At 59.7% G+C, this 17,215-nt stretch carries 18 protein-coding genes; 11 read left to right on the top strand and 7 right to left on the bottom strand.

The genetic code is table 11. From position 1 onward, the window contains the following. Nucleotides 1-71: 71 nt before the first annotated feature. Nucleotides 72-326: a type II toxin-antitoxin system ParD family antitoxin gene (locus DTW90_RS10645; protein WP_149338118.1), complete on the bottom strand. Its 255-nt coding sequence runs from the start codon at nucleotides 324-326 to the stop codon at nucleotides 72-74. Nucleotides 327-659: 333 nt separating this feature from the next. On the opposite strand from DTW90_RS10645, the gene betI reads away from it, so the two are divergent. Then, nucleotides 660-1,301: a transcriptional regulator BetI gene (gene betI / locus DTW90_RS10640; protein WP_149338116.1), complete on the top strand. Its 642-nt coding sequence runs from the start codon at nucleotides 660-662 to the stop codon at nucleotides 1,299-1,301. After that, nucleotides 1,298-2,761: a betaine-aldehyde dehydrogenase gene (betB, locus tag DTW90_RS10635; protein ID WP_149338115.1), complete on the top strand. Its 1,464-nt coding sequence runs from the start codon at nucleotides 1,298-1,300 to the stop codon at nucleotides 2,759-2,761. Before betI ends, betB begins: the two co-directional genes overlap by 4 nt. Before the next feature lie 19 nt (nucleotides 2,762-2,780). On the opposite strand, the gene DTW90_RS10630 is transcribed toward betB, so the two are convergent. Further along, complete coding sequence (locus DTW90_RS10630; RefSeq protein WP_149338114.1) at nucleotides 2,781-3,101, bottom strand: hypothetical protein; 321 nt, start codon at nucleotides 3,099-3,101, stop codon at nucleotides 2,781-2,783. 143 nt (nucleotides 3,102-3,244) lie between these two features. Between DTW90_RS10630 and betA the strand changes: the two genes are divergently transcribed. From betA to DTW90_RS10610, 4 genes are all read left to right on the top strand, one after another. Further along, the gene (gene betA, locus DTW90_RS10625; RefSeq protein ID WP_149338112.1) at nucleotides 3,245-4,891 is read left to right on the top strand and encodes a choline dehydrogenase; all 1,647 of its coding nucleotides are present in this window, start codon (nucleotides 3,245-3,247) and stop codon (nucleotides 4,889-4,891) included. 147 nt (nucleotides 4,892-5,038) lie between these two features. After that, nucleotides 5,039-6,538, top strand: coding sequence for a S8 family serine peptidase (locus DTW90_RS10620; RefSeq protein WP_149338111.1), 1,500 nt, complete (start codon nucleotides 5,039-5,041; stop codon nucleotides 6,536-6,538). Nucleotides 6,539-6,577: 39 nt separating this feature from the next. Continuing rightward, nucleotides 6,578-6,940, top strand: coding sequence for a hypothetical protein (locus DTW90_RS10615; RefSeq protein ID WP_132517804.1), 363 nt, complete (start codon nucleotides 6,578-6,580; stop codon nucleotides 6,938-6,940). Between the two features lie 159 nt (nucleotides 6,941-7,099). Beyond that, nucleotides 7,100-8,461 (top strand): chloride channel protein, encoded by a 1,362-nt coding sequence (locus DTW90_RS10610; protein ID WP_149338110.1) that lies wholly within the window; start codon nucleotides 7,100-7,102, stop codon nucleotides 8,459-8,461. Between the two features lie 44 nt (nucleotides 8,462-8,505). Here DTW90_RS10610 and DTW90_RS10605 read toward each other — a convergent pair whose 3' ends face one another. Next, a complete protein-coding gene (locus tag DTW90_RS10605) occupies nucleotides 8,506-8,952 on the bottom strand; it encodes an Rrf2 family transcriptional regulator (protein ID WP_132517808.1) in 447 nt (148 codons plus the stop codon). A 468-nt stretch (nucleotides 8,953-9,420) separates the two neighbouring features. On the opposite strand from DTW90_RS10605, the gene DTW90_RS10600 reads away from it, so the two are divergent. The 3 genes from DTW90_RS10600 (at nucleotide 9,421) to cysN (ending at nucleotide 12,728) form a co-directional block, all read left to right on the top strand. Then, nucleotides 9,421-10,161 (top strand): phosphoadenylyl-sulfate reductase, encoded by a 741-nt coding sequence (locus DTW90_RS10600; protein WP_149338108.1) that lies wholly within the window; start codon nucleotides 9,421-9,423, stop codon nucleotides 10,159-10,161. A gap of 109 nt (nucleotides 10,162-10,270) precedes the next feature. Beyond that, on the top strand, nucleotides 10,271-11,224 hold the full coding sequence (gene cysD, locus DTW90_RS10595; protein WP_149338107.1) for a sulfate adenylyltransferase subunit CysD: 954 nt from the start codon (nucleotides 10,271-10,273) through the stop codon (nucleotides 11,222-11,224). A gap of 1 nt (nucleotide 11,225) precedes the next feature. Then, complete coding sequence (cysN, locus tag DTW90_RS10590) at nucleotides 11,226-12,728, top strand: sulfate adenylyltransferase subunit CysN (RefSeq protein WP_149338105.1); 1,503 nt, start codon at nucleotides 11,226-11,228, stop codon at nucleotides 12,726-12,728. Nucleotides 12,729-12,807: 79 nt separating this feature from the next. Here cysN and DTW90_RS10585 read toward each other — a convergent pair whose 3' ends face one another. The 3 genes from DTW90_RS10585 to DTW90_RS10575 all read right to left on the bottom strand — a co-directional run bounded on the left by DTW90_RS10585 (nucleotide 12,808) and on the right by DTW90_RS10575 (nucleotide 15,599). Next, complete coding sequence (locus DTW90_RS10585; RefSeq protein WP_132517816.1) at nucleotides 12,808-13,251, bottom strand: SRPBCC family protein; 444 nt, start codon at nucleotides 13,249-13,251, stop codon at nucleotides 12,808-12,810. Between the two features lie 246 nt (nucleotides 13,252-13,497). Further along, complete coding sequence (locus DTW90_RS10580) at nucleotides 13,498-14,457, bottom strand: bile acid:sodium symporter family protein (protein WP_149338104.1); 960 nt, start codon at nucleotides 14,455-14,457, stop codon at nucleotides 13,498-13,500. Nucleotides 14,458-14,534: 77 nt separating this feature from the next. Continuing rightward, nucleotides 14,535-15,599 (bottom strand): LacI family DNA-binding transcriptional regulator, encoded by a 1,065-nt coding sequence (locus DTW90_RS10575; RefSeq protein WP_149338103.1) that lies wholly within the window; start codon nucleotides 15,597-15,599, stop codon nucleotides 14,535-14,537. Between the two features lie 378 nt (nucleotides 15,600-15,977). On the opposite strand from DTW90_RS10575, the gene DTW90_RS10570 reads away from it, so the two are divergent. Next, the gene (locus DTW90_RS10570) at nucleotides 15,978-16,343 is read left to right on the top strand and encodes a hypothetical protein (protein ID WP_149338428.1); all 366 of its coding nucleotides are present in this window, start codon (nucleotides 15,978-15,980) and stop codon (nucleotides 16,341-16,343) included. A gap of 81 nt (nucleotides 16,344-16,424) precedes the next feature. After that, nucleotides 16,425-16,562 (top strand): hypothetical protein, encoded by a 138-nt coding sequence (locus DTW90_RS37070; RefSeq protein ID WP_165927745.1) that lies wholly within the window; start codon nucleotides 16,425-16,427, stop codon nucleotides 16,560-16,562. Between the two features lie 57 nt (nucleotides 16,563-16,619). Here DTW90_RS37070 and DTW90_RS10565 read toward each other — a convergent pair whose 3' ends face one another. After that, on the bottom strand, nucleotides 16,620-16,967 hold the full coding sequence (locus DTW90_RS10565) for an oxidoreductase (protein ID WP_149338102.1): 348 nt from the start codon (nucleotides 16,965-16,967) through the stop codon (nucleotides 16,620-16,622). Nucleotides 16,968-17,215 lie beyond the last annotated feature (248 nt).

Here is a 17,215-nt window from a genome sequence, read left to right as displayed (position 1 = left end):
CCCGCTCAACCTACACGCGACGGGCGACCCAGCTAAATGTTACGGCAACCCAGCATATTTCGAGCTGAGTTTCAGACGTGTCTGCGCTTCTCGGCCTCGTAATCGGCAAACATGTCGGCGACACAACGGCTGCCTCTTCGGGCGGAATTATCCCCTGCGTTTACTGCCTGCGGAGCCTCCGTCAGCTCCCCGCGCCGACGCGCCGCGTCCCAGAGGCGCAACGCCTCGCGAACCACTTCACTGCCGGACGCGTAAAGGCCGGAATCGACGGCCGCGCGAATGCCGGCAGCCTGTTGCGGAGAGATGGAAACGGTTACCATCGGCATGATATTCCTCCCTTTTCTGTTCTTGGTTCAGAACCCTTGCTGGGAGACACACAACCGTCGTGTCATGAGTCGGGCGATTTTTCGCCAATGCATCGATCGATGCGCAGCGCTGCATCAGCGCCAGCCGTTCAGAACGGCGAGGCCCGAAAGATACTGCCGCTCACGTTTGTTGTCAAAAAGTAAGCCTGTGTGAGCACTTCACTTCTTTGCGTCCCGCCCCGGAAAACAGGTCCGTTTGGCAATTTCCGAGCGAAATTGCGATCGGACGGCGCGATGTTTTTTATTGATTGATGGATCAATCAAAAATAGAATGCGCATACTCGAGGACAAGAGATGCCGAAGATCGGAATGGAACCTGTGCGCCGTAAGGCGCTTGTGGACGCCGCGCTGCGCGTGATCGGCGATCATGGCTCGCTCAGCGTAACCATGTCCGAAATCGCCCGGCAGGCCGGGGTTTCCGCTGCGCTGGCGCATCACTATTTCGGCAGCAAGGAACAGCTGCTGATCGAAACCATCCGCTCCCTTCTACGCCGATTGCGCGACGATGCTGTGATGGCGCTGAAGGCTGCAGACACGCCGCGAGAGAAGATTTCCGCCATTATCCGCGTCAGTTTCCAGGCCGATCAGTTCGCGCCCGAGACGATCGCCGCATGGCTTGCCTTCTATGCCGAGGCGCAGCGGTCGGAAGAGACGCGGCGCTTCCTCGTCATCTATGCCCGGCGCCTCCGCTCCAACCTGCTGGCTAGCCTCAAAGCGCTCTGCCCCCTAGATGCCGCAGAACCCATTGCGGAAGGCGCAGCGGCGATGATCGACGGGCTCTATATCCGCCAGAGTCTGAAATCGGCGCCGATCAGCATCGAAGCCTCAATCGGGCTGACGGAAGACTACGTGACCGCGCTTCTTGCCCGCCCTTATTCTTCTCCCCCGAGGGAGAAGGGACCACTGCCTCAAGCCATCCAAGGACAAGTGACATGAATGCCCAGCCGAAAGCCTCCCACTTCATCGACGGGGAATATGTCGAGGATACTGCAGGCACAGTCATCGAAAGCATCTATCCCGCGACCGGGGAGATCATTGCCCGCTTGCATGCAGCAACGCCTGATATCGTCGAAAAGGCGATCGCGTCAGCCAAGCGCGCCCAGCCGGAATGGGCGGCAATGAGCCCGACGGCGCGCGGACGCATCCTGAAGCGCGCGGCTGACATCATGCGCGAGCGCAACCGCGAACTTTCCGAGCTTGAGACGCTGGATACCGGCAAGCCGATCCAGGAAACGATCGTTGCCGACCCGACCTCGGGCGCTGACAGTTTCGAATTCTTCGGCGGCATCGCGGCAGCGGGTCTCAACGGCTCCTACATCCCGCTCGGTGGCGATTTCGCCTATACCAAGCGCGTGCCGCTCGGTGTCTGCGTCGGCATCGGCGCCTGGAATTATCCGCAGCAGATCGCCTGCTGGAAGGGCGCACCGGCGCTGATCGCGGGCAATGCCATGGTCTTCAAGCCTTCGGAAAACACGCCGCTCGGCGCCTTGAAGATCGCCGAAATCCTGATCGAGGCCGGCCTGCCCAAGGGGCTCTACAATGTCATCCAGGGCGACCGCGATACCGGGCCGCTGCTCGTCAACCACCCTGACGTCGCCAAGGTGTCGCTGACCGGCTCGGTGCCAACAGGCCGGCGGGTCGCTGCCGCTGCTGCGGGCCAGCTCAAGCACGTCACCATGGAACTCGGCGGCAAGTCGCCGCTGATCGTCTTTGACGATGCCGATGTCGACAGCGCCATCGGCGGCGCGATGCTCGGCAATTTCTACTCGACCGGCCAGGTCTGCTCGAACGGCACCCGCGTCTTCGTGCATGGCAGGATCAAGGGCGAATTCCTCAAGCGATTGAAGGCTCGCACCGATGCGATGGTCATCGGCGACCCCATGGACGAGGCGACGCAGATCGGCCCTATGGTCTCCTGGGCGCAGCGCGAGAAGGTGATCTCCTATATCGAGAAGGGCAAGGCCGAAGGCGCAACGCTGATTTCGGGCGGCGGTATCCCGAACAACGTCTCCGGCGAGGGCTATTATGTGCAGCCGACCGTCTTCGCGGATGTCACCGACGACATGACGATCGCGCGGGAAGAAATCTTCGGGCCTGTCATGTGCGTGCTCGATTTCGAAGACGAGGCCGAGGTCATCGCTCGCGCCAACGCCACCGAATTCGGCCTCTCCGGCGGTGTCTTCACCGCGGATCTCACCCGCGCCCATCGCGTCGTCGACCAGCTCGAAGCCGGCACGCTCTGGATCAACACCTACAATCTCTGCCCGGTCGAAATCCCCTTCGGCGGCTCCAAGCAATCCGGCTTCGGCCGCGAGAATTCGCTTGCCGCGCTGGAGCATTATTCCGAGCTGAAGACGGTCTATGTCGGCATGGGGCCGGTGGTGGCGCCGTATTGAGATGAGGATGATTGGGCGATTACCGCTTCGGCAGCTTACCCTGTCGCTTCAGCACTTCGCGAAGCGGTACATCGGGCGCCTTTGTCTTCGCCGGTCTCAACGCTTTCTGGTCGGCAAGCGAGAGCCGGCGGTCGCTCTCAATCGCGTCTTCGTCGCCCATAGCGTTCACGGCTACCTTGGCAGCATGCCGGCCACGCCGGTTGGACTGAGCCTTGAACAAGGGAATGTTCTTTCGAGATGACTTACTGTTTTCGCCATAGTCGTTGCGACCATCCCGATCCAGAGACAATAGTTTGTCTCGGGGCGGCGATCGACTTTCGCGGGTTTTCTGGTCGCTCATTTTTTTGCAGCCGTTCCTCGGACTACCAGATCATCAAGATCGACATAAAGGGCCGCCGACGATGAATTTGACGAGTTAGAAAATAGCTATTCGCAATACAACTATCATTAGCTGCATCCCGCAAATTGGCCAGAGAAAAAACCATGCAAGCAGACTTCATCATCATCGGTTCCGGTTCGGCCGGCTCGGCCATGGCCTATCGTCTGTCAGAGGATCCGGGCAATACGGTTATCGTCATCGAGGCGGGCGGGTCCGATTTCGGACCGTTCATCCAGATGCCGGCAGCGCTTGCCTGGCCGATGAGCATGAAGCGCTACAACTGGGGCTATCTCTCCGAGCCGGAGCCAAATCTCAACAACCGGCGCATCACCGCGCCGCGCGGCAAGGTGATCGGCGGGTCGTCGTCAATCAACGGCATGGTCTATGTGCGTGGCCATTCGGGAGACTTCAACCGCTGGGAAGAGCTCGGCGCGCGCGGCTGGGGCTATGCTGACGTGCTGCCCTACTTCAAGCGGATGGAACATAGCCATGGCGGCGAGGAAGGCTGGCGCGGGACCGACGGGCCATTGCATGTCCAGCGCGGCGTCTTCACGAACCCGCTGTTCCACGCCTTCGTCGAGGCCGGCAAGCAGGCCGGGTTCGAGACGACGGAAGACTACAACGGCTCCAAGCAGGAGGGCTTCGGCCTGATGGAGCAGACGATCTATGGCGGCAAGCGCTGGTCTGCGGCAAGCGCCTATCTGAAGCCTGCCCTCAAGCGCTCCAATATCGGTCTCGTCAACGGATTTGCTCGCAGGATCATCATCGAAGACGGCCGCGCGACGGGCGTAGAGATCGAGCGCGGAGGCAAGATCGAGATCATCAAGGCGCATCGCGAAGTCATCGTCTCGGCCTCCTCCTTCAACTCGCCGAAACTGCTGATGCTGTCGGGCATCGGGCCGGGCGCACATCTGAAGGACATGGGGATCGAGGTGAAGCTCGACCGCCCCGGTGTCGGTGCCAATCTCCAGGACCATATGGAATTCTATTTCCAGCAGGTCTCCACCAAGCCGGTCTCGCTCTATTCCTGGCTGCCCTGGTTCTGGCAGGGCGTTGCGGGCGCACAGTGGATGTTCACAAAATCCGGCCTCGGCACGTCGAACCAGTTCGAGGCCTGCGCTTTCCTGCGCTCGGCGCCGGGCCTCAAGCAGCCGGATATCCAGTACCACTTCCTACCCGTCGCCATCAGTTACGACGGCAAGGCGGCGGCAAAGAGCCACGGCTTCCAGGTGCATGTCGGCTACAACCTGTCGAAATCGCGCGGCAACGTCACCCTGCGCTCCTCTGACCCGAAGGCCGATCCGGTGATCCGGTTCAACTATATGAGCCATCCGGAAGACTGGGAGAAATTCCGCCGCTGTGTGCGGCTAACCCGCGAAATCTTCAGCCAGCAGGCCTTCGACGACTATCGTGGCCCGGAGATCCAGCCCGGCGTGCGCATCCAGACGGATGCCGAGATCGACACATTCCTGCGCGAGCACCTGGAAAGCGCCTACCATCCCTGCGGCACCTGCAGGATGGGCGCCAAGGACGACCCGATGGCCGTTGTTGATCCGGAAACTCGCGTAATCGGCGTCGACGGCCTGCGCGTTGCGGACAGTTCGATCTTCCCGCATGTCACCTACGGCAACCTCAACGGCCCTTCCATCATGACCGGCGAGAAGGCGGCGGATCATATTCTGGGGCGGAAGATGGCAAGGTCCAACCAGGAACCCTGGGTCAATCCGCGCTGGGAAGTGAGCGATCGGTAGTCACAAGCTGCCCATCTCACAACCCGCAGCAAGGAAGCCGTGCAAATCGGATAATATAAGGTTGTATAAAATTTGTTATACAATCTTGTATTGCATTTCCAAGAGAGATTCCGTACGTTTTTCATAGTGATTCAAGGGCTTCTCACTATGAAAAAACTTCGCTCAACCATGAGTTTGACAGACTTCGTTTCGGCGCTGGAAGAGTGGAAGACTGTCTGGCGTCGAAAAGGGGGGAAACGTAACGTTGCCCATCGACGCCATGCCCGCAATCTGATCAGAAAACATACCCAGCTTTACAAGAAAGCAACGGGTCATGTCGATTTGCCTCGGCTTGACCGCAGCTTCGGGGATGAACACGCGTGGCTCGAAACCCCGCCGGAGCGCACGATGCTCTTGATCGCGCCGCCCAGTTCGAACGATGACAGCGATGATGGTTTCTCGGACTCACAGATGCGACGGCGCGTACGCCGTCTCGTCAAAGAGAACCTTAGCGCCGGTTCGTCAACCGTGCTCGATCTCGTCAATGCCGAAAACGCGAAGAATAAGCGATTGCCCTCCGTCGCCGTAGCCGCGAATCGCAAATCTGGCATGCGTGGCCTTTATCTGGAAGCATTAGGGGCTGCCATCCTGCCCGAACTTTCTCTGGCCGATGTAGAAGCATTGGAAGCTTCAGGTGCAGTCGTACTTGAAAATACATTGATCTCGCTGACCGATCCGGTGGAGGAAATCTCGTCCGACAGCAAAAACGGCTGGCATCTTCCGGTCATCAACGTCACGGCAGCGCGGGAGAAAAATCTGAGCGGCTCTGGCGCGATCATCGGCATACTCGACACAGGCATCGACGCGTCGCATCCCGAATTCAAGGGCAAGAAAATCGATTTCCGCGCCTTCGAACCCAATGGTTCCCCATCGCGCTTCGTTTCACAACCGCTCGATTTCCATTCACACGGCACGCACGTCTCGGCCATCTGTGCCGGCGCGACTGTCGGAGTCGCTCCCGATGCGGAGATCGCGGTCGCCGCAGTTCTGACTAAGCGCGATGCGCAGGGACGAATGTGCGGCTACACCAACCAAATCGTCGCCGGCATCAACTGGTTGGCTCGTCAGGCTGGCAGCAGGGGCTCTGGCGTCGACATCATCAATGCCTCGCTCGGAGGCAGCAATATCGAGCGGAAGTATTATTCGGTCTACAACGTCTATCGATCCCGCGGTCTGCTAACCATCGCCGCGATCGGCAATAACGGCCATATGGGGATCGGCCATCACGGTTCGCCCGGGAAGTTCAACTGCGTGATCGGCGTCGGCGCCTCTGACATGAACCACCACGTCGCACCCTTCAGCGCTTGGGGACCTAGCTACGGCAACACGACGATTAGCGCCTTCAAGCCTGATCTCGTCGCACCCGGCGTCAATATTCACAGCGCCCTGCCGAATGCGCTTTACGGACCGATGAGCGGCACGTCCCAAGCCTGTCCACAGGTCTCCGGCGCTGCGGCGCTGCTCATCCAGCAGGATCCCTCTTTGCGCCGAAACGCCGACAGGCTCGCAAACAGATTGTTGGCTTTAACTTGCGTTTTACCATCCAGCCCGCATAATGCCGATGTGCGCCGCTTCGGCTACGGGCGGCTGGATCTTGCCAGTATTTAGCGTAAATGCTAAATTAGATCCTTTGAAAGGACTTTGAAAATGCTCAGTCCAGAGGTCAGGCAGGTTGTTGAGGAGTCGAGACCGACGGAGGACGTCGCGTTCCTCGTCTCGATCGAGTCGGATGACGCACTCGCACGCGCCGCCCGCATTTCGGATATGGTCGTGCGTAACGATTTCCTCGACGGCGAATTTCACCAGATGAAGCAGCCATTTGTCGCGAGTCTGGCCAAATATGAAGATGACGGAATGCGCATCATCGACGAACTCGATGGAACGCCGCAGCTTATAGTCGCCGCTCCTGCGAAGATTTGGCGCAGGATGATCCGCGAAGACATCGCGATGCTTTCCGATCCACGGCTTGAGCTCTGCCTGAACGAGGCGGATTGGCATCTGGAGGCTTGAGGCGCAGAGGGCTTGGCGCTCTGTCAGCCCCAAACATCATCTGCGCTTTTTCGCAACTGAGAGGAACGGCTTTTAATTCCTTTGGGAAATGGAGTAGAGCAAAGTGCGAGCATCAGCCGGCTCGCGCTTTGACCCGTCACATACCTTCGAATATCCGCCATGCCTCCTTCCTATCGTAAGTCCAAGCTCCTTCGTCGTTCCCGTGTCTTCCGGGGCTCGTTCAATCTCTGGAAACCGCGGCTCGTATTCTGGACGGGAGCGCTGGCGATCGGGGTGATCAGCGTCGGCTTTGCCAAGCTTGCGGATATGGCGCAGAAGGCATTTTCTGGTGTCACGACCTCGGGCGAATGGGGTTTTCTGCTGCCTGTCATCATCACGCCGCTCGGCTTCATGCTGTCGGCATGGCTGGCGATGACGGTGTTTCCGAACTCGCAAGGGAGCGGCATTCCGCAGGCGATCGCGGCGCGGCATCTGCATGATGAAGGTGACCGGACGCGGCTTCTGTCGCTGCGCCTCGCCTTCGGCAAGATCGTCCTGACCATATTGGGTCTGCTTTGCGGCGCCTCGATCGGGCGTGAAGGGCCGACCGTCCAGGTGGGCGCATCCTTCATGCTGGCAGTCGCCCGTTTCGGAGGCATGGCGCAGGCACGTGGACTGATCCTGGCAGGTTCGGCAGCCGGCATTGCGGCCGCGTTCAACACGCCTCTCGCCGGCATCGTCTTTGCCATCGAGGAGATGAGCAGAACCTATGAATCGCGCGCCAACGGGCTGGTTCTGACGGCCGTCATCCTCTCCGGCCTCGCAGCGCTTGGCCTCTCCGGCAGCTACAATTACTTCGGCACGGCGTCGGCAGCACCGGTGCATCTCGCCGATTGGGGTCTCGTCCTTGTTTGCGGGGTTGGCGGCGGCATGCTGGGCGCGACCTTCAGCGGCTTTGCGCTACATTTCGGCATGCGAATACGTCGCTGGGCGCAACCACAGCCGCTGAAGCGCATGCTTCTGCTCGCCGGCGCCTGTGGCCTCGTGGTGGCAATGGTCGGCGTCGTTTCCGGCGGCAATACGTTCGGAACAGGTTATGAGCAGGCGCGCGGCGCCGTCGAGGGGCACGCCCTGCCCCTGCTCTTCTTCCCGGAAAAGCTGCTCGCCAGCTTCCTGTCGATGATATCGGGCATCCCCGGCGGCATATTTGCGCCCTCACTAGCCGTCGGCGCCGGCTTCGGCAGCACGGTCGGCTACTTCTTCGGGACCAGCATCGCCCTTGCGGCGATTCTCGGCATGGCCGGCTATTTCGCAGGCGTGGTCCAGGCGCCGATGACCGCCTTCGTCATCATCCTCGAAATGACCGGCGACCATCAGGCAGTCATCCCGATCATGGCGGTTTCGATGATCGGCTATGTCACCTCGCGCATCCTGTCGCGCGAGCCGCTCTATCACGGCCTGTCGCGCAACTTCATCGCCGCAGCGATTCGGGCGCGGCGTGCGATGGAAAAGGGGCCGGCTGAGGGGAGCGCGGCGCACTGACTGTCGCCCTTGATATCGGCATCTAAACAGGCTCGCCGGCCGGATCAGGCAAGAAGCCTGGTGACCTGAGCGCTTTCGGGCTCGGAAACGGCATCCGCGATCGTGGTCGAAAACAGGACCCTGCGCGTTGCCTCAGCGACCTTGGCGAATACGTGGCGGATCTCGCAGTTCTGCTCGCCGTCGCAATCGTCGCACTGCCGGTAGGCCGTTATCGACAGGCAAGGCAATGGTGCGATCGGCCCGTCCATGATCCGCAGGACCTCGCCGAAGGTGATCTCGTCAGGCGCTTTCAAAAGCAGATAACCACCCTGCTTGCCGCGCCGGCTGGCGACGATGCCCTGATGTTTCAGGTCAAGGAGGATCTGCTCGAGAAACTTCTTCGGTATGTTCTGCTGAACGGCGATCTCGGAAATCATCTTCGGCTCGCCTCGTTCTGCCTGAGCCAAAGCCGAAAGCGCCCGCAGCGCATATTTTGCCTTCTGGGTGATCATATCGAACCGTCTACACACACGCACGATGCGACCTGGGCACCGTTCCGGAAATTTGCCTGTTCTCTATCGCACGTCCAGCATGAACGGAGTTTGAACGGGTATGAAAAGTCTTTGGAAGATAAGAGCTTTATTGCTGTTTCTCACCTTCGGATGATTGCGCTCAAGTGTACGCCAAAAATTGCGATTTCGCATCTTTCCGGTCATCACTTCGGATTTCCATTTGACAAGCAGCGTGTAACACTACTATTTCTATAGACATTGAAGCAAGACGCATTCATCGCGATGGATGAGCGCTTGCCCTTCAAGCCCCAAACGCCCCGGATAATCGATTCCGGCGGCGGCTTTTCTGTTTGGGCGCCGGTTGAGTAGAGATATTTGCTCCTCAGCCCGCTCTTTAGAAATCGCTTTTTCTGTCCGCAACCGCTCGCAGCTGCAATACTCCGGGCCAATATCAGGACAGGACTATCCATGACTGCCATCAATCCAATTGAAGATGCCTCCTCGCTGAACGACCGGCTAGCAGCCCTCGACCTGGCCGGTAGGCTGTCGCTCGTCGCCAGCCTTGGCGTCCGCGCCGTCTTCACGACCTCGCTCGGGATCGAGGATCAGGTGATCACAGCCGAGATCGGCAACCATCGCCTCCCGATCGATATCGCCACGCTCCAGACCGGCCGTCTTTTTCCCGAGACGCTGGCCCTGATCGACGAAACGGAAAATCAGTACGACATCCGTATCCAGCGCTATGAGCCCGAGAAGGCCGATATCGACGCCTATGCCGCTAAGTATGGCCTCAACGGCTTTTACGAAAGTGTCGAAGCCAGGCATGCCTGTTGTGGCGTGCGCAAGCTGATGCCGCTTGCGCGGGCGCTCTCTGGGGCGACCATATGGATCACCGGCCTGCGCCGCGGCCAGTCCTCTAACCGTGCGGACACACCCTTTGCGGAATATGACGCTGAACGTCATCTCCTGAAGATCAATCCGCTTGCCGATTGGGACATCGACGCGATCAAGGCTTACGTCGCCGACAACAGTGTTCCGATCAACCCGCTGCATGCCCGTGGCTACCCCTCGATCGGCTGCGAGCCCTGCACCCGCGCCATCAAGCCGGGCGAGTCAGAGAGAGCCGGCCGCTGGTGGTGGGAGCAGGACGAAAAGCGCGAATGCGGCCTGCATGTTACCGAGGAAGCAGCCGCGGTGGCTGCGCAATAGCCGAATAATCGGTTTCCAGATCAACAGGCGGCCATCATCGCTCCCTGGAAGCCAGCACTGACATTCCTTGCGGGTAGCCGCGTAAACGATCGAAAGTCTGGAGTAGTACATGCCCGATACCCGTCCGGATACGGAGCTCAGCAATCCGCAGAGTGCCAAGCCGCCGCTTGATCCCCATCTGAAAGCGCTGGAAAATGAAGCGATCCATATTTTCCGTGAGGTCGCCGCGGAATTCGAGCGACCGGTCATGCTCTATTCGATCGGCAAGGACAGTTCGGTGCTGCTGCATCTGGCGCGCAAGGCCTTCTATCCCGGTCGCGTCCCTTTCCCACTGCTGCATGTGAACACCGGCTGGAAGTTCCGCGAGATGATCGCGTTTCGCGATGAAACCGCAAAGAAGTATGATCTCGACCTGATCGAGCACATCAATCCGCGTGGTGCTGCAGAAAACATTACGCCCTTTACGCATGGTTCGGCAGCCTTCACCGACATCATGAAGACGCAGAGCCTGCGCCAGGCGCTCGATGCCGGCCAGTTCGACGCGGCTTTCGGCGGCGCACGGCGCGACGAGGAAGCAAGCCGCGCCAAGGAGCGCATCTATTCGTTCCGCACGCCGGATCATCGCTGGGACCCGCGCAACCAGCGCCCCGAGCTTTGGGACATCTACAACGGCATGATCCGCAAGGGCGAAAGCGTTCGCGCCTTCCCGCTGTCCAACTGGACCGAGGTCGACATCTGGCGCTACATCCAGGCCGAGGACATTCCGCTTGTGCCGCTCTACTACGCCAAGAAGCGGCCGTACGTGGAACGCGACGGGATGATGATCCTGGCGGAAGATCCGCGGCTTGAATTGCTGCCCGGCGAGGTCAAGCAGGAAGGCATGATCCGCTTCCGCACGCTCGGCGACTTCCCGCTGACGGGCGCCATTCCCTCCCAGGCAACGACCCTCGAAGAGGTGATTGCCGAACTTGAAATTGCAACCGTGTCCGAACGCCAGGGACGCGCCATCGACCGCGACCAGTCCGGCTCCATGGAAAAGAAGAAGCGCGAAGGATATTTCTAAGATGACCGCAGCAACATCAGTCAACGCCGTCGCCCTTCCCGTCGGAGAGCCTGCGGCCGCTGCCGAGCCGGCGAAGGCTCTGCGCGACTCCCGGCCGTTGCGCCTCATCACCTGCGGCAGCGTCGATGACGGAAAGTCGACCCTTATCGGTCGCCTGCTCTGGGACACCAAGGCTGTCAAGGAAGACCAGGCCGCGACGCTCAAGCGCGACTCGACAGGCAAGCAGAACGATCTTGGCCTGCCCGACTTCGCGCTGCTGCTCGACGGCCTGCAGGCGGAGCGCGAACAGGGCATCACCATCGATGTGGCCTATCGCTATTTCTCAACCGACAAGCGTTCCTTTATCGTCGCCGACACGCCCGGTCATGAGCAATATACCCGCAACATGGCGACCGGCGCCTCGACCGCCGATCTCGCCATCCTGCTCGTCGATGCCCGTGCCGGCATTCTGGAGCAGACGCGCCGCCATGCGACGATCGCATCTCTGCTCGGCATCAAGCAGTTCGTGCTTGCGGTCAACAAGATCGACCTGACGAACTACGATCGCGCCGGCTTCGAGAAGATCACCCACGAATTCCGCGAATTCGCACTCTCGCTCGGCGTCAAGCAGATCACCGCGATCCCGATGTCGGCGCTGAAGGGCGAGAACGTCGTCTATTCCGGCCAGGCGGCCATGCCCTGGTATACCGGCCCGACGCTGGTCGAGACGCTGGAACTGGCAACGACACGCTCCTCGCAGACCGTCGGTTTTCGCCTCTCCGTCCAGCGCGTATCGCGCCCGGGCGAAAGCTTCCGCGGCTATCAGGGCACGGTTGCCGGTGGCTCCGTCAAGCCCGGCGACAGCGTCATGATCCTGCCCTCGGGCATGGTCGCCAACGTCTCCAAGATCGTCACGTTCGATCTGGTGCGCAATGCAGCCGTTGCCGGCGACGCGATCACGCTCGTGCTTGACCGCCAGGTGGACGTGTCGCGCGGCGACATGATCGTTTCGATCGACAGCCAGCCGCAGACCGGCCTGTCCTTTGATGCACAGATCGTGGCATTGCAGCCTGAAGGTATCGAGGGCGGCAAGCGCTACTGGCTGAAGAGCGGCAGCCGCCGCCAGCGCGTGCAGGTCCAGCCCCTCGCCCAGCTTGAGTTGAAGACCGGCGCCTGGGCGCCGTCGCAGCGGCTCTACATGAACGCGATCGGCAAGGTTCGCCTTTCCTTCGATGAAGCCGCGATCTTCGACCCCTACGAGCAGAACCGTTCGACGGGCGCCTTCATCCTGATCGATCCGGACACCAACAACACGGTTGCGGGCGGCATGATCACGGCCAAGCGCTCGGAACTCGGCGGCCTGCATAGCGGCGAAGCCCGCGTCATTCTCTCGCTGCCGGCCGATCTCGCCGACCAGATCATGGCCAGCGAACTCTTCGCGAGCCGCCGCCACGAAGCCGAGGTGCGCCGCATGACGGCAGCGGAAGCTGCCGACCTGTGGTCGAACGCGGCAAGCGATATCTGAAAACTGCCAGATACAAGACGTGAGAAAGGGGCCAAACTGGCCCCTTTCTCATAGGCAATCATAAGGCTCACCCAGCGCCCTATTGGTTGATTTCGGGTTCGACGAGCCGTGCCAGGTTTTTCAGCGACTCCTGCCAGCCGAGATAGCAGGCCTCGGCAGGAATGAGATCGGGGACGCCGGCCTGCGTGATGTTCACCTCGGTGCCAACAGAGACCTTCTTCAGGATGACGGTGACTTCCATTTCGCCGGGCAGATTCGGGTCGTCGAACACATCCGTGTAGCGCAGGCGCTCGCCTGGGACGAGTTCCTTGTATTCGCCGCCGAATGCGTGACTTCCGCCCGTCGTAAAGTTGCGGAAGGACATCCTGAACTTGCCGCCGACGGCTGCTTCCAGATTATGCACGGTGCAGACAAAGCCGTTCGGGGGAAGCCACTTCGCAAGCGCGTCCGCCTCGATGAATGCGCGATAGACCTTCTCCGGGCTTGTTGCCAGAACCCGATGCAAACGTATGGTACTCGGCATGGTCATGATCCTTCTGAGTTGTTGGAGTAGACGCACTTAGGACGAAAGCGATTCAGACAATCCGACATCGGGTCCATCTATTTGTCGCACACGGTACCTTTTCAACGAGATGGCTGTCTATCGGTGAGGGCTATGACACAACTTTGGGGGCCACAGATGACGCCCTGCCTCCGACATATGGGCGGAGCCAAATAAAAGAGGGCCAGCCCAAGGCCGACCCTTTTCCTTTTCCGGAGCTTGAACGGCTTATCGTGTCGCCGGAACTGCGTCTTCCTGCTCCTCGTCCGTGCGGCCCGAGAAATAATTGGCGATCAGTGCGCCTGAGATATTGTGCCAGACGCTGAAAATGGCGCTCGGAACGGCAGCGATGGGCGAGAAATAGGCCGTGGCAAGGGCTGCACCCAGGCCGCTGTTCTGCATTCCGACCTCGATCGCCAATGCCTTGCGCTTGGTCAGGTTCAGGCCGAAGAGCTTGGCTGCGAAATAGCCGAACAAATAGCCGAAGCCATTGTGCAGAACGACGATCGCAAAGATCAGCAGGCCCGATTGAGCGATCGCGCCCTTGCTGGCGCCGACGACGGCGGCGACGATCAGCACGATGCCGACGACGCTGACGATCGGCAGCAGCGGCATGGCGCCCTTGACCACGCCGGGAATGAGCTTCTGGAAGATGAAGCCGAGCGCGAGCGGCAGCAGGATGACCTGGACGATGCTGATGAACATCGACATCGGATCGACCGGAAGATACTGGCTCGCAAACATCCAGACGAGGAATGGGGTAACGATCGGAGCTGCAAGCGTCGTGACGCTGGTGCAGGCCACGCTCAATGCGACGTCACCCTTGGCGAGATAGGTCATGACGTTGCTCGACGTTCCGCCCGGGCAGCAGCCGACCAGAATGACGCCGGCTGCGACTTCAGGCGGCATTGGAATGATCCTAGTCAGGATGACGGCAATCGTCGGCATGATGAGGAAGTGGGCGAAGACGCCGATCGCGACCTCGAACGGGCGCTTCACCAACTCGCGAAAGTCATCGACCGACAGCGTCAGGCCCATGCCGAACATGATGATGCCGAGCAGCCATACGATATAAGGCGCGACCTGCTTGAACGTGGCTGGAAAAAAGAAACCGAGAACGGCAAACAGAATAACCCAGATCGCGAATGTCTTGCCGACAAACGCGGAGAAAGATGCGACAGCCTTCACTGGACTCCCCTCAAACGTTAACGAAGCCGCTCTACGCCTCGGAAAACGGGGATTCAAGCGTTAACATGAGGGTATCGTCATTTTTCGCCGGATAAGGAAGTTGCGGCCAATCCACGCGTCGTTCCGCGTTCCATGACGGTGAAGCTAAGCTCGATCTTGCCCTCGGCGACCTCGTCATCCTGCATCGCATTCACCAGCATATCGGCGGCACGGTGGCCGATCTCATAGCGCGGGACATGCACCGTCGTCAGTCCCGGATGGATCGATGACGCGAAATCCAGATCGTTGAAACCGCAGATGCCGATGTCTTCGGGCACCCGGATCCCACGGCGCTGGCATTCGAAGAGCACGCCGAGCGCAAGATCATCATTATGGCAAAGGACGCCGTCGATATCGGGGGCCTGGGCGAACAGGCGCTCGAAAAGGCTGCAGCCGAGGCCGACGCTGGTCGCGCTTGGTTCATTGATGATCAGCGAAGGGTCGAAAAGACCGACCTCCCGCATCACCTCCTCGTAACCCACCTGACGCTGGCGGGCCCGCACATCCATGCGGCCGCCGAGAAGCGCGATGCGGCGATAGTTCCTGTCAAGCATGAAGCGGACGGCGCTCTCTGCCGCCACGCGATGCCTGATCCCGACGGCAAGGGAGTTCGGCTGTTGGCTGAGATCGACGATATGCACGATCGGACAGGGCGCGCGATTGGCAAGCAGTTCGATCTCCTCATAGCGTTCCACGCCTATCAGGATAAGCCCGGCAGGTTTCTGGGCGAGGAATGCCCGGATGCTGTTCACTTCTTCTTCGGGTTCGTAGCGCGTATTGGCATATTGAATGCGAAGATCGGTCGGCCGCAACCGCTCCTCGATCCCTAGCATGACGCTGCTGAAAAGCTGCTGGTTGAGCGCGGGGAGAAGGACGCCAACGACACCATTGTTGCAGCTGGCAAGAGCTCGCGCTGCCAGATCGGGTATATAACCCATCTGTTCGATCGCCTCGAGAATGGTTTGCCGCAGTTCCGGGGAGACTTTGTTCGGGTTGCGTAATGCACGCGATACGGTGATAGCGCTTACACCGACCTTATTCGCCACATCGCGGAGCTTTACGCGCTCCTTGCGATTTCTTCTCTGTTTCGGCCCCACGCCCATGCTCTTTCCCGGCGCCCCATGGAGACGCCGCCGACGCTCCGACTTCTACTGGACCGCATGACCATTCGAATCGGGCGCACCCCTACTTGCACATTTTAGAAATGACTTGAGCCCGGACTAAAGTCCAAACATGTAACCCACACAAACCTGCTTCACGCACTTGTCTACGTTCAACGCGAAAAATAGATCACAGAATGGACGAAAAATTGCGTGGGCGAGACAATTTTCCAGCTTTCGCGCGCCTTTGCTCGTCAAAGTCAGCTTCGCTGAATGTTTCGCGGACAAACAAAATGTGTTGGCACTGGGGCGTGAGTTAGGTTTCTCCCAGGGCTTTGACACTGGCGTTTCACATACTGCCTGCTATACAATCCACCTATGATGTCGGAACGAGTCCTTAAGATTGCAGCCTGGGGTTATGTCATCGCGCTGGTCGCGCTGACACTGGCGCATCTCAATCTTCAGGCCGAGATCGGTAATCCTTTCAACGTGTACAGGATCGTCGCGCTTTGCGTGGCCGGTATGTTGGCGCGGATTGCCTATCCATTCGCACCATCGGGCGCGTGCCTGATGATGATCGCCGGCGTCTTCGGCCTCGGGGTGGCGCACCTCTTTGCCAACGGCACTTATGGATATCCGCTGGATATCATCGCAAACATGGCTGCCGGCCTGTGGGGTGTCCTGCTGGGTGCGGGAATTAACCGGATGCGGTTGTCCTCGGATGGCAAGCGAAGCCTGTTGCAATAGTCAACCGTGTCGCGCCGCATCGATCGAAGCCGAGATCAGATAGAAAAAGCAGTATCCCGCGTCGCGTTACGGGAGGGCACTATGCAAGTTCGTGAATGGCATATCGGTCTTGCGGTCGTCGTTGCGGCCGTGGCTTTCTACGTCGCACTCATGGTGCCGATGAGCGGCCAGGCGCCGCAGCGCGGCATGCAGCCGCCACAACATTCAGCACAGAAATAGCTAAGATGACGAAAGGCCGGCTGACCGGCCTTTCTGCCAAACTCTTTCATTTCCATTTTACTGCGGACAATTGGAGGACGCGGCAGGATTGTTTGCCTGGTCCTGCTTCATGGCGGTCGTGTTCTTGTTGGTGACCATGCCGTTGCAATCCTGGGACTTGCCTCCGCCACTGGGCGAACCATTGCCACTGTTCATGCCATTCGATGTGCTGCCTGTCGTACTCGAATCTGTCCCACTGGTCCCATTGGCTCCATTTCCGTTGTCGCCGCTGGTGCTGGAACCGGACTGGCCGGTGCCCTGCCCGGAACCACCGGCGCCTGAACCACTGGTGCCCGAGCTCTGGGCCATCGCAGCGGTTGCCATGCCGACGGATAGCGCGGATACAGCAAGAATTTTCAAAAACATAGGGTTTCTCCTATCATTGTCCTGGGGGCTTACGACAGGCTAACTTCCGCCTCCGCGGGATGTTCCTAATTTTCCTGAATCGAAGAGAAGCCCTGACGGGATGCCGAGGTGCCCGCAGCGCCGACTCTCAAGGCCGCCTCATCGCCTTGAAACGGCTGCGGCTGTTCTACAAAAACTGTCATGTTCCTATCATGTTATCGCCCTAGACAACCCAAGGCTCCATTTTTGACCATGGATTTTGACGGAGG

The organism is Neorhizobium sp. P12A, assembly GCF_008365395.1.
In the GTDB taxonomy this organism is placed as follows: Bacteria; Pseudomonadota; Alphaproteobacteria; order Rhizobiales; family Rhizobiaceae; genus Rhizobium.
The sequence above is the reverse complement of the archived record's forward strand: the minus strand, read 5'-3'. Positions and strand labels throughout refer to the sequence as shown.